At 73.2% G+C, this 12,449-nt stretch carries 11 protein-coding genes; 10 read left to right on the plus strand and 1 reads right to left on the minus strand.

The annotated features are described in order from the left end of the window. Positions 1–35: 35 nt before the first annotated feature. The 5 genes from priA (at position 36) to ACFVHK_RS05680 (ending at position 8,605) form a co-directional block, all read left to right on the plus strand. A complete protein-coding gene (priA, locus tag ACFVHK_RS05660; protein ID WP_353816713.1) occupies positions 36–782 on the plus strand; it encodes a bifunctional 1-(5-phosphoribosyl)-5-((5-phosphoribosylamino)methylideneamino)imidazole-4-carboxamide isomerase/phosphoribosylanthranilate isomerase PriA in 747 nt (248 codons plus the stop codon). Further along, entirely contained in the window at positions 766–1,566 is an 801-nt protein-coding gene (locus ACFVHK_RS05665; RefSeq protein WP_376927975.1) for an SseB family protein, read from the plus strand. Before priA ends, ACFVHK_RS05665 begins: the two co-directional genes overlap by 17 nt. A 115-nt stretch (positions 1,567–1,681) precedes the next feature. Beyond that, positions 1,682–3,106, plus strand: a complete 1,425-nt coding sequence (locus ACFVHK_RS05670; RefSeq protein WP_376927976.1) for a pyridoxal phosphate-dependent decarboxylase family protein — start codon at positions 1,682–1,684, stop codon at positions 3,104–3,106. 49 nt (positions 3,107–3,155) lie between these two features. Beyond that, positions 3,156–7,829 carry an Lhr family ATP-dependent helicase gene (locus tag ACFVHK_RS05675; protein ID WP_376927977.1) on the plus strand — a complete coding sequence of 1,558 codons (4,674 nt, stop codon included), beginning with the start codon at positions 3,156–3,158 and terminating at the stop codon, positions 7,827–7,829. Next, positions 7,829–8,605, plus strand: a complete 777-nt coding sequence (locus tag ACFVHK_RS05680) for a DNA-formamidopyrimidine glycosylase family protein (protein WP_376927978.1) — start codon at positions 7,829–7,831, stop codon at positions 8,603–8,605. Before ACFVHK_RS05675 ends, ACFVHK_RS05680 begins: the two co-directional genes overlap by 1 nt. A gap of 31 nt (positions 8,606–8,636) precedes the next feature. Here ACFVHK_RS05680 and ACFVHK_RS05685 read toward each other — a convergent pair whose 3' ends face one another. Then, a complete protein-coding gene (locus ACFVHK_RS05685) occupies positions 8,637–9,065 on the minus strand; it encodes a DUF1844 domain-containing protein (RefSeq protein ID WP_376927979.1) in 429 nt (142 codons plus the stop codon). A 267-nt stretch (positions 9,066–9,332) separates the two neighbouring features. Between ACFVHK_RS05685 and infC the strand changes: the two genes are divergently transcribed. The 5 genes from infC (at position 9,333) to ACFVHK_RS05710 (ending at position 12,444) form a co-directional block, all read left to right on the plus strand. Next, the gene (gene infC, locus ACFVHK_RS05690; protein ID WP_376928001.1) at positions 9,333–9,950 is read left to right on the plus strand and encodes a translation initiation factor IF-3; all 618 of its coding nucleotides are present in this window, start codon (positions 9,333–9,335) and stop codon (positions 9,948–9,950) included. Between the two features lie 56 nt (positions 9,951–10,006). Next, entirely contained in the window at positions 10,007–10,201 is a 195-nt protein-coding gene (gene rpmI / locus ACFVHK_RS05695; RefSeq protein ID WP_067949205.1) for a 50S ribosomal protein L35, read from the plus strand. Between the two features lie 32 nt (positions 10,202–10,233). Continuing rightward, positions 10,234–10,620 (plus strand): 50S ribosomal protein L20, encoded by a 387-nt coding sequence (rplT, locus tag ACFVHK_RS05700; RefSeq protein WP_129234085.1) that lies wholly within the window; start codon positions 10,234–10,236, stop codon positions 10,618–10,620. 167 nt (positions 10,621–10,787) lie between these two features. Next, entirely contained in the window at positions 10,788–11,588 is an 801-nt protein-coding gene (locus ACFVHK_RS05705; RefSeq protein WP_376927980.1) for a TrmH family RNA methyltransferase, read from the plus strand. A 70-nt stretch (positions 11,589–11,658) separates the two neighbouring features. Next, complete coding sequence (locus ACFVHK_RS05710; protein ID WP_129234083.1) at positions 11,659–12,444, plus strand: amino acid ABC transporter ATP-binding protein; 786 nt, start codon at positions 11,659–11,661, stop codon at positions 12,442–12,444. Positions 12,445–12,449: the final 5 nt, after the last annotated feature.

Below are 12,449 nucleotides of genomic sequence, written 5' to 3' on the forward strand. Positions count from 1 at the left end.
CCGCATCTTCGGCGGCATCCGATCCGAGGACAGTGATGAGTGAGTTCAGCAAGACCCCCCGCCTGGTGCTGCTTCCGGCAGTCGACGTGGCGGGGGGCAAGGCGGTCCGCCTGACCCAGGGCGAGGCAGGGACCGAGACGAACTACGGCGACCCCGTCGACGCGGCCGCCGACTGGGCCGACCAGGGGGCCGAGTGGATCCACCTGGTCGACCTCGACGCCGCATTCGGCCGTGGGTCGAACGCCGGGATCCTGAAGAAGGTCATCCGCCAGGTGCGCGGCGTGAACGTCGAGCTCTCCGGCGGGATCCGCGACGACCGGTCGCTCGAGAACGCCCTCGAGATCGGCGCGAAGCGCATCAACCTCGGCACGGCGGCCCTCGAGAACCCGGAGTGGGCGGCATCCGTCATCGCGCAGTACGGCGAGGCGATCGCGATCGGCCTCGACGTCCGCGGCACGACCCTCGCCGCGCGCGGTTGGACGAAGGACGGCGGCGACCTCTGGCAGGTCATGGACCGCCTCGAGGACGCCGGCGCAGCCCGGTACGTCGTGACGGACGTGACGAAGGACGGCACGCTGCAGGGTCCGAACGTCGACCTGCTGCGGCAGATCATGGAGCGCACCCGCCGCCCCGTCATCGCGTCGGGCGGGGTCTCGAGCCTCGACGACATCGCGGCGCTGCGCCAGCTCGTCCCGCAGGGACTCGAGGGCACCATCATCGGCAAGGCCCTCTACGCGGGCGCGTTCACGCTGCCCGAGGCGCTGGATGTCGCTTCCCACTGATCCCTCGGCCGACTCCGCCGGGCGCCCGTGGGCGGGCCGGTCGTTCGAGTCCAACCCGCACGCGGCCGACGACGGCCGGATGCCCGAGGCGCTCGGCGCTGCCCTCGCGCGCTTCCGGACAGGTGACGGCGGGCAGGCCGAGGTCGTCGCGGCGTTCGGTGCGTCGCGCCTGCTCATCCCGCTGCTCGCCGAGCTCGGCGACGGCGGGACCGAGGTCGGCGCGCACGGCCACGCCGTGGACAAGAGCCAGGAGCTCTCGATCGTCACGGTCGAGGGGCCGGACGGGCGACGCGTGCTCCCCGTGTTCGGTTCCGTCGAGGCGATGACCGCGTGGAACCCGGTCGCGCGGCCGGTGCCCGCCGACGGCGTGCGCGTCGCGCTCGCTGCGGCCGACGACGGCACCGAGCTCGTCGTCCTCGACCCCGGCTCGCAGACCGAGTTCGTGCTGCGCCGCCCCGCGGTCTGGGCGGTCGCGCAGCAGCAGCCGTGGCATCCGCCCGTCGAGTCGGCGGCGGTCCGGGAGGCCTTCGAGCGCTCGATCGGGGGCGAGCTCGCCGTGCTCGGCGTCGACCTCGTCGCGGGCGACCCCGATGCGCGGCTGCGAGGCCCCGAGCTCGTCGTGCGGCTGCGTCTCGTCTCGGGCCTCACGCGGACCGAACTCGACGCCACGACCGCGCGACTCGCACGACGCTGGGCCGCCGACGACGCGATCGCGACCGGGGTGGACTCGCTCGCGGTGAAGCTCGTCGCGGGCGATCCGGAAGCGTCAGCGCCCGAGGCCTGACCGCCGGCCGACCGGGTCGAGGACCTCGCCCCTGCGGTGCCGGACGTTGACCGCGCCCGCGCGAGGGGGGCAGGATCGGGACTGCGCGACGACGCGTGGAAGTCCAGGTGAAACGATGTCCGACGCTCCGTCACGAACGACCCCGGCTCCCGATCTGCGACCACTCGACGCCGACCTGCTGGATCTCGCCCACCGGCACGCGGGGGAGTGGCTCGGCACGCTTCCCGAGCGTCCGATTCCGCCGCGTGCGGGCATCGAGGAGGTGATGGACGCGCTCGGCCGGGACCTGCCGGAGCACGGCGAACCGGCCGATGCCGTCATCGACCGGCTGGCCGAGGGCGCGGGGCCCGGCCTGATCGCCACCGGGTCGCCGCGGTTCTTCGGGTGGGTGATCGGCGGGACGCAGCCGGTCGCGCTCGCGGCGGACTGGCTGGTGTCGGCGTGGGACCAGAACGCCGCCCTCAGGATCATCTCACCGGGGACGATCGCTGCCGAGGGGATCGCCGCCGCGTGGGTCCTCGACCTGCTCGGCCTCCCGACCGGCAGCGACGTGGGCTTCGCGACGGGTGCGACCGCCGCGCAGTTCGCGTGCCTCGCGGCGGCGCGCGACGAGGTCCTCCGCCGGGTGGGCTGGGACGTCGAGGAGCAGGGGCTCGGCGGTGCCCCGCGCATCCGTTGGATCGCGGGGGCCGAACGACACGGAACGATGGACCTCGCGGCGCGATACCTCGGGCTCGGCTCGCCCGCGGCGGTCGCGTGCGACGACCAGGGTCGTATCAGGGCCGACGCGCTCGCCGACGAGCTGGCGCGCGGCGAGGGCCCGGCGATCGTGGCGCTGCAGGCCGGCAACATCCATTCGGGTGCCTTCGACCCGTTCGCCGAGGCGTGCCGGGTCGCGCACGAGGAGGGCGCGTGGGTGCACGTCGACGGCGCGTTCGGGCTGTGGGCAGCGGCGTCCCCGCGTTACCGGCACCTCACGGTCGGGCTCGCCGATGCGGACTCGTGGTCGACCGACGCGCACAAGACGCTGAGCGTGCCGTACGACTGCGGCATCGCGATGGTGCGCGACCCGGCGGCCATGCGGCACGCGCTCAGCATGCACGCGAGCTACCTCCAGGCCGCCGACATCGGCGCCGATCCGCACGAGAAGGTGGCCGAGCTGTCGCGTCGGGCGCGGGGCATCCCGACCTGGGCGGTGCTGCGGCACCTCGGCCGCGACGGGGTTGCGGAGCTCATCGACCGGCTCGCCGGGTCGGCAGGGATCATCGCGGACGGGTTGGCCGAACTGCCCGGCGTGCAGGTGCTGAACGAGGTGGTGTTCACCCAGGTCTGCATCGCGCTCGAGGACGACGCGACCACCGAGGCGCTGAGCGCCGCGCTCTGGGACGACGGCGAGGTGCTCGCGATGACCTCGCGCTGGCGCGACCGTGCGGTCGTGCGCTTCTCGGTGAGCAACTGGGGCACGGATGCCACGCAGGCGCGACGCACGGTCGCGGCGGTCGGGCGCGTGCTGGGCGAACTGCGGGCGGCGGATCGCTGACCGCGACCGGATCGGCGACGGTGTCGGTGGCATCCGCTTGAATGGAGGGATGACCGGGGCGCTCGACTCCTTCGCGCCCGCGACGCGGGCCTGGTTCACCGAGTCCTTCCACGAGCCGACGCCCGTGCAGGAGGCGGCGTGGCGCGCGATCTCCGGGGGCGAGCACGCGCTCGTCGTCGCGCCCACCGGTTCCGGCAAGACGCTCGCGGCGTTCCTGTCCGCGATCGACCGGCTGCACCACGAGGGTCTCACCTTCGACGCGGCGACGGGCGAGGTGCCCGAGGTTGCGCCGCGCACGACGCGCGTGCTCTACCTCTCGCCGCTCAAGGCGCTCGGCGTCGACGTCGAGCGGAACCTCCGGGCCCCGCTCGTCGGCATCGCCCGCACGGCCGCGACCCTCGGCGTCGACGTGCCCGAGGTCACGGTCGGCGTCCGCTCGGGCGACACGTCGCCGACCGACCGGCGTGCGCTCGTGAAGCGGCCGCCCGACATCCTCATCACCACGCCTGAGTCGCTCTTCCTGATGCTCACCTCGCAGGCGCGCGAGACGCTCGCGGGCGTCGAGACGGTCATCGTCGACGAGATCCACGCGCTCGCGGGCACCAAGCGGGGCGCGCACCTCGCGCTCTCGCTCGAGCGGCTCGACGAACTGGTCCCGCGTCCCGTCCAGCGCGTCGGCCTGTCCGCGACCGTGCGCCCCCACGAGGAGGTCGCCCGGTTCCTCGCCGGCACCCGGCCGGTCTCGATCGTCGCGCCGCCGTCGGGCAAGCGGTTCGACCTCCGCGTGACGGTGCCGGTCGACGACCTCGGCGACCTCTCCGGCGAGGCCGGCGGATCGGTGTGGCCGCACGTCGAGGAGGCCATCCTCGACGAGGTGCTGGCGCATCGCTCGACCATCGTGTTCGCGAACTCCCGGCGGCTCGCCGAGCGGCTGACCGCCCGGCTCAACGAACTGTGGGTCGAGCGGACGGCGCCCGACGAGGGCGCCGATGCCGATGCCGTCACCGGGGACGGCGCCGAGGGTCGCACCGACGTGCGCGCCGGGGAGGTCGCGGTCGTGGGCGCCGCCGTGGAGGCCCCGCTCGAGGCATCCGTCGCCGCGCGCATCGCCCCGCCGGCGGGCGCGGGTCGCCGCCCGCCCGCCGAACTGCCCGGCGCGTCGGGCATCACCGGCGGCGCCGCGCCGATCATCGCCCGCTCGCACCACGGTTCGGTGAGCAAGGAGGAGCGCGCGCTCGTCGAGGCCGACCTCAAGGCCGGACGACTGAAGTGCGTCGTCGCGACCTCGAGCCTGGAGCTCGGGATCGACATGGGTGCGGTCGACCTCGTCATGCAGGTCGAGTCGCCGCCGTCGGTCGCGAGCGGCCTGCAGCGCATCGGCCGCGCCGGCCACCAGGTGGGCGAGGTGTCGAAGGGCGTGCTGTTCCCGAAGCACCGCGCCGACCTGCTCCACTCCGCCGTGGTCGCCGAGCGCATGGTCGACGGTGCGATCGAGCCCATGCGGATCCCGGCGAACCCGCTCGACGTGCTCGCACAGCAGACCGTCGCGGCGTCCGCGATCGACGAGTGGGAGGTCGAGCACTGGTTCGACGTCGTCCGGCGCGCGGCGCCGTTCGGCTCGCTCCCGCGCTCGGCGTTCGACGCGACGCTCGACCTGCTCGCGGGCCGGTACCCGTCGGACCGGTTCGGCGAGCTGCGCCCGCGGATCGTGTGGGATCGCGACGCCGGCACGATCACGGGCAGGCGCGGCGCGCAGCGGCTGGCGGTCACGAGCGGCGGGACCATCCCCGACCGCGGACTGTTCGGCGTGTTCATGATCGGCGACGCCGGCCCCGGTCGGCGCGTCGGCGAGCTCGACGAGGAGATGGTCTACGAGTCGCGCGTCGGCGACGTGTTCGCGCTGGGCGCGACGAGCTGGCGCATCCAGGAGATCACGCACGACCGCGTGCTCGTCTCGCCGGCATTCGGGGAACCGGGTCGCCTGCCGTTCTGGAAGGGCGACGGCATCGGACGCCCCGCCGAGCTCGGGGCCGCGATCGGCGCGTTCATCGGCGAGCTTGCCGCCGCCGACGAGCCCGCCGCGCTCGCCCGCACCGCGGCCGCGGGCCTCGACGCCCGCGCTGGTGCGAACCTCGTGCGCTTCATCGCCGACCAGCGCGAGGCGACGCGCATCGTGCCCGACGCCGAGCACCTCGTCGTCGAGCGCTTCCGCGACGAGCTCGGCGACTGGCGGATCGTGCTGCACTCGCCGTACGGCATGCGCGTGCACGCCCCGTGGGCGCTTGCGGTCGACGCACGCGTCCAGGAGCGCCTCGGCGTCGAGGCGCACGCCGTCGCGAGCGATGACGGGATCGTGCTGCGCATCCCGGACGCGGCCGACGAACCGCCAGGGAGCGAGCTGTTCGAGTTCGACCCGGACGAGCTCGCGCAGCTCGCGACCGAGCGCGTCGGCGACTCGGCGCTCTTCGCCTCCCGCTTCCGCGAATGCGCCGCGCGCGCCCTGCTCCTGCCGCGGCAGAACCCGGGGCGCCGCTCGCCGCTCTGGCAGCAGCGGCAGAAGGCCTCCCAGCTGCTCGAGGTCGCACGCGACTACCCCGACTTCCCGATCGTGCTCGAGGCCGTCCGCGAGTGCCTCCAGGACGTCTACGACCTGCCCGCCCTCACGGCGCTCGCCGAGCGCATCAGGGGGCGACGGGTCCGGTTCGTGGATGTCGCGACCGAGACCGCCAGCCCGTTCGCGGCGAGCCTGCTCTTCGGCTACGTGGGCGCGTTCATGTACGAGGGCGACGCCCCGCTGGCCGAGCGCCGCGCCGCCGCGCTGTCCCTCGACCCGGGCCTGCTGGCGGAGCTGCTCGGCACGGTCGAGCTGCGCGAGCTGCTCGACCCCGCCGTCGTCGACGAGACCGAGCGGATGCTGCAGCGGCGCCATCCGGACCGCCTGGCCCGCGGCGAGGAGGGCGTCGCCGACCTGCTGCGCGAACTCGGGCCGCTCACGCCGGCCGAGGTCGGCGAGCGGGTCGACGAGGCGACGGATGCCGCGGCATCCGTCATCGCGCTCGTCGCCGCACGGCGCGCCGCCCGCGTGCGGTTCGCCGGCACCGAGTGGGTCGCGGCCGTGGAGGACCTCAGCCGCCTCCGGGATGCGCTCGGCGTGCCGATCCCGCCCGGCCTGCCCGACGCGTTCGGCGAGGCCGTCCGCGACCCGCTGGGCGACCTGGTCAGCCGATTCGCCCGCACGCACGGTCCGTTCACGACGGCCGCCGTGGCCGAGCGCTTCGGCATCGGCAGCGCCGTTGCGCACACCGCGCTCGCCCGGCTCGCGGGGGAGCGCCGGCTCGTCGAGGGCGCGTTCCTGCCGCACGGGAGCGGTGCCGAGTGGTGTGACGCCGAGGTGCTCCGGCGGCTCCGCCGCCGTTCGCTCGCCGCGCTCCGCGAGGAGGTCGAGCCGGTGGCGCCGCGCGAGTTCGGCCGGTTCCTGCCGGACTGGCAGCACGTCGGCGGCCGCCTGCGCGGCGTCGACGGCGTCGCCGCCGTGGTCGAGCAGCTCGAGGGCGTCAGGATCCCGGCATCGGCGTGGGAGTCCCTGGTCCTGCCGGCGCGCGTCGGCGACTACCGCCCGGAGTTCCTCGACGAGCTCACGGCGAGCGGCGAGGTGCTGTGGGTCGGCCAGGGTGCCCTCGCGGGAGACGACGGCTGGGTGAGCCTCCACCTCGCCGACACGGCCAAGCTCACCATGCCCGCGCCCGTCGATCAGCCGCTCGACGCGATCGAGACCGAGCTCCTGGAGGCGCTCGGCGGCGGCGGCGCGTACTTCTACCGTCAGCTCGCCGAGGCCGTCGGCGCCACCGAGGACGCCCCCGTCCTCGACGCGCTGTGGCGGCTCGCGTGGGCCGGCCTCGTCACGAACGACACGCTCGCGCCCGTTCGCGGCCTCCTCGCGGGCGGCGGTGCCCACAAGACCCGCGCGACGACCCCTCGCGCGCGGATCCGGGGGCGCGCCGTCTCGCGTCGGGTGCTCGCACAGGCGGCCGCCGCGGCCGAGGGCGCCCGTTCGTCGCGATCCTCGCCGCCGCGCGCGGCGGGCCGCTGGTCGGTCCTCCCGGTCCCGAGCGACGCGGCGACGCCCCGCGCGCACGCGCTCGGCGAGACGCTGCTCGAACGCTACGGGGTCGTGACGCGCGGCTCGGTCGTCGCCGAGGACCACCTCGGCGGCTTTGCGCTCGCGTACCGCACGCTCGCCGGATTCGAGGAGACGGGGCGGGTGCGTCGCGGCTACTTCGTCGACGGCCAGGGCGGAGCGCAGTTCGCCACGAGCGCGGCCGTCGACCGCCTCAGGCAGGCGCCGCAGGGCGGGGCCTTCGCGCTCGCCGCGACCGACCCGGCGAACCCGTTCGGCGCGGCGCTCGACTGGCCCGACCCGGTCGTCGAGCTCACGCATCGCCCCGCCCGCAAGGCAGGCGCCGTCGTCGCGATCGTCGACGGCGAACCGGCGTTCTACCTGGAGCGCGGCGGCCGCACCGCGCTCGTGTTCACCGATCACGAGGCCGTGCTCGCGCAGGGTGCCGACGCGCTCGCCGCCGCGCTCGCCCGAGCCCGCGGGGCCCGGTTCCGCGTCGAGACGGTGAACGGCGCGGGCGTGTTCGGATCGACGCTCGACGCGCCCCTCCGGGGTGCGGGCTTCCGCGAGACGCCGCAGGGCCTTCGATTCGAGGCGAGGAGCTGATGCCCGAGGGCGACACCGTCTTCCGTGCGGCCCGCCGGCTCGACGATGCGCTCGCCGGGCGCACCGTGCTCCGGAGCGACATCCGGGTGCCGGCGTTCGCGACGGTCGACCTCGCGGGCGAGACGATCCACTCGGTCGCCAGCCGCGGCAAGCACCTGCTCATGCGCATCGGCGGCGTGGTGCTGCACACCCACCTCAAGATGGAGGGGGAGTGGCGCGTGCTCCGGACCGGTCAGCGCTGGCCGAGCCCGGCGCATCGCGCCCGGGCGATCGTCGAGACGGCGGATGCCACGGCGATCGGCTTCGACCTCGGGCTGGTGGAGGTCTTCCCCGCCGCCGAGGAGGCCGATCGGCTCGGCCACCTCGGACCCGACCTGCTCGGTCCCGACTGGGACGCTGCGGAGGCGACGCGACGCCTGGCCGCCGAGCCCGGGGTGCCGGCGGTCGTCGCGCTCGCCGACCAGCGGAACCTCGCGGGGCTCGGCAACGTGCTCGTCAACGAGGTGTGCTTCCTCCGCGGCATCCGACCGGAGCGGCCGATCGGCGAGGTCGACCTCGTGCCGGCGATCGACCTCGCGCGTCGCGTCATCCATGCCAACCGCGACCGCTCGGAGCGGACGACGACGGGCGATACCCGACCCGGTCGGCGGCTCTGGGTCTACGGCCGCGCGGGCGAGCCGTGCCGCCGCTGCGGCACGCGCATCGCGTACGGGCGATTCGGGCGCAACGACGTCGAACTGCGCGAGACGTACTGGTGCCCGCACTGCCAGCCGTGAGCGGCTGCCGGCGCGGCCGGGCGAGCCACGACTAGGAGACCGGCCCGGTCCACTTCTCGCCGGGGCCCTTGCCGAGCTCGTCGGGGATCGTCGACGCCTCGCGGAACGCGAGCTGCAGGGAGCGGAGGCCGTCGCGCAGCGACCGCGCGTGCATGTCGCTGATCTCCGGTGCTCCGGCGGTGATCAGGCCCGCCAGGGCGTTGATGAGCTTGCGCGCCTCGTCGAGGTCGGTCTGCGACGCGGGGTCGTCGGCGAGGCCGACCTTGACGGCCGCGGCGCTCATGAGGTGCACGGCCGCGGTCGTGATCACTTCGACCGCCGGGACCTCGGCGATGTCGCGCGTCGCGTCGGCGACGGCCTGCTCGGTGTCGGGAGCGCCCTGAGCGGCATCGGCCTGGGCACCGTTCTCGGGCTGGTCGTGCTCGGGCGCACGTGTGGACTCGGGCGAAGTGTCGCTCACCGGGGATTCCTCTGCTAGACTACTGCGGGCTCCGGGGCCAGTCCCCGGTACGAAAGTGGAGAGACTCCCACCCGCGCATACCGCTTCATCAAGGTTACCGGGTCGTTCGCACTCCCCTTCCCCGTTCCGGCGGGGGAGGAGCAAGGGTGCCGCATGAGCCCGCGGTGAGAATCCGCGGGGCGTCATCGCGTGGATTTCCGCTCTCGTCTTCGGGCGGCATCCGTCTCCCGAAGGGCTGGAACACACGTTCGAGTAGAGGAGACTCGCATCAGCGATCCGCGTACCAATGACCGTATCCGCGTTCCCGAGGTCCGCCTTGTGGGCCCCGGCGGAGAGCAGGTCGGCGTCGTGAAGATCGAGGTGGCACTGCGGCTCGCGCAGGAGGCCGACCTCGATCTCGTCGAGGTCGCGCCGAACTCCCGTCCGCCGGTCGTCAAGATCATGGACTACGGCAAGTACAAGTACGAGGCTGCGCAGAAGGCGAAGGAAGCCCGGCGCAACCAGGCGAACACGATCCTCAAGGAGGTTCGGTTCCGCCTCAAGATCGACAAGCACGACTACGAGACCAAGATGAAGCGCGCCGTCGGCTTCCTGAAGTCCGGCGACAAGGTCAAGGCCATGATCCTCTTCCGCGGTCGCGAGCAGTCGCGTCCCGAGATGGGCGTCCGCCTGCTGCAGCGCTTCGCGGAAGACGTCGCCGAGTACGGCACCGTCGAGCACAACCCGACGATCGACGGTCGCAACATGGTCATGGTCATCGCGCCCCTCAAGAACAAGTCCGAGGCCAAGGCCGAGGCGAATGCACAGCGTGCTGCGGCGAAGCAGCGCCCGGCGGCGGATCCCGCGGGCGACGGGCCGCAGACGGCCGCGGCCGACGAGGCCTAGGCCAGCACACACGTCCGCCACCTCGGTGGCGGCAGAACCAAGGAGAGAGACGAGAGATGCCGAAGCAGAAGACCCACTCCGGGTCCAAGAAGCGCTTCAAGGTCACCGGCAGCGGCAAGATCAAGAAGCAGCAGGCCGGTATGCGCCACAACCTCGAGGGCAAGTCCTCGGTGCGCACCCGCCGCCTGAACCAGGACAAGGTCGCCTCGGCGCCCGACACCAAGGTCATCAAGAAGCTGCTCGGTCGCTGAGCGACCAGACCCGGTAAGGAAGAGACACAGTCATGGCAAGAGTCAAGCGCGCAGTCAACGCGCACAAGAAGCGTCGGGTCATCCTCGAGCGCGCCGAGGGCTACCGCGGGCAGCGGTCGCGCCTCTACCGCAAGGCGAAGGAGCAGGTCACCCACTCGCTCGTCTACTCGTACAACGACCGCCGCAAGAAGAAGGGCGACTTCCGTCGCCTCTGGATCCAGCGGATCAACGCCGCTGCGCGCCAGAACGGCATCACGTACAACCGCCTCATCCAGGGGCTCGGCCTCGCCGGCATCGAGGTCGACCGTCGCATCCTCGCCGACCTCGCGGTCAACGAGCCGGCGACCTTCGCGGGCCTCGTCGAGGCCGCCAAGAAGGCGCTCCCGAGCGACGTGAACGCTCCGAAGAACGCGGCCTGATCGCTGCTTCGGCCCGAACGGCCCGGCACCCTCGCGGTGCCGGGCCGTTCGTCGTCTCCGGGCGGTGCACGCGCAGGGGCGGGGCGGGCGACGGCACGGGACGGGGCGGATGCCGCTGCACGGCGGGGGAGCGGCGGCGCCGCGGCATCCGTCGCTAGGCTTGACCCGTGCTGGAGAACCCGAGGTCGCCCAGGGTGCGGGCCGTCGCGAAGCTCGCGAAGAAGCCCGCGCGCGTCGAGACGGGCATGTTCCTCCTGGAGGGGCCGCAGGCCGTCGCCGAGGCCCTGACGTTCCGGCCGCAGCTCGTCGTCGAGCTCTACGCGACGCCGACCGCGCTCGAACGCTACGCCGACATCGGCGACACGGCCATCGACGCGGGCGTCGACGTCGAGTACGTCACGGAGGAGGTCCTGGACGCGATGGCCGACACGGTCACGCCGCAGGGCTTCGTGGCGGTCTGCCACCAGTTCCCGACCGCCGTGAAGGACGTGTTCGCGGCGAAGCCGAAGCTCGTCGCGATCCTCGAGGAGGTGCGCGACCCCGGCAATGCGGGCACGATCGTCCGCGCCGCCGACGCGGCCGGCGCCGACGCGGTCGTCTTCACCGGGCGCGCGGTCGACCTCTACAACCCGAAGGTCGTGCGCTCGTCGACGGGATCGATCTTCCACCTGCCCGTCGCGGTCGGGGCCGAGCTCGAGGACGTGGTCGCCCGCGCCCGCGAGGCGGGCCTCACGATCCTGGCTGCCGACGTCAAGGGCGAGGACCTGCTCGAGGCCCGTCGCGACGGCCTCCTCGCTCAGCCGACGGCCTGGCTCTTCGGCAACGAGGCCCGAGGCCTGCCCGACGAGGTGCTGCCCCTCGCGGACCGGGTGGTCACGGTGCCGATCTACGGGCACGCCGAATCGATGAACCTCGCGACCGCGGCATCCGTCTGCCTGTACGAGAGCGCGTTCGCGCAGCGCAGCTGAGGTAACGGAACGGTAAACCCCCCGCTCTGGCGGTGGCCGCCGGGCACCCCCGGGCCCTAGTTTGAGGGGTATGGCCGCCGACACCGCTCCTCGAACGTCGAACATCTCGGTCCGTCGCGGCGAGCCGCTCGTCGTGATCGACAAGGTCGAGAAGCACTTCGGCGAGCTGCACGTCCTGAACGACATCAACACCGTCGTGAATCGCGGCGAGGTCGTCGTCGTCATCGGCCCGTCGGGCTCGGGCAAGTCGACCCTGTGCCGCGCCATCAACCGACTCGAGACCATCGACTCGGGCACCATCACGATCGACGGCCAGAAGCTCCCGGAGGAGGGCGCGGGGCTCGCGAAGCTGCGCGCCGACGTGGGCATGGTCTTCCAGTCGTTCAACCTGTTCGCCCACAAGACGGTGCTCGAGAACGTCACGCTCGCTCCCATCAAGGTGCGCCGCATCCCGCGCAAGGAGGCCGACGCCAAGGCGATGGAGCTGCTCGAGCGCGTCGGCGTCGCGAACCAGGCGAAGAAGATGCCGGCGCAGCTCTCGGGCGGCCAGCAGCAGCGCGTGGCGATCGCCCGCTCGCTCGCGATGAACCCGAAGCTCATCCTCCTCGACGAGCCGACGAGCGCGCTCGACCCCGAGATGATCAACGAGGTGCTCGACGTGATGGTGAGCCTCGCCGAGCAGGGCATGACCATGATCGTCGTCACCCACGAGATGGGCTTCGCGCGCAAGGCGGCCGATCGCGTGCTCTTCATGTCCGACGGGAAGATCGTCGAGGAGGCGACGCCCGCGGAGTTCTTCGACCACCCCAAGACCGATCGCGCGAAGGACTTCCTCTCGAAGATCCTCGAGCACTAGACCTC

The organism is Agromyces binzhouensis, from assembly GCF_042672355.1.
Classification (GTDB): domain Bacteria; phylum Actinomycetota; class Actinomycetes; order Actinomycetales; family Microbacteriaceae; genus Agromyces; species Agromyces binzhouensis.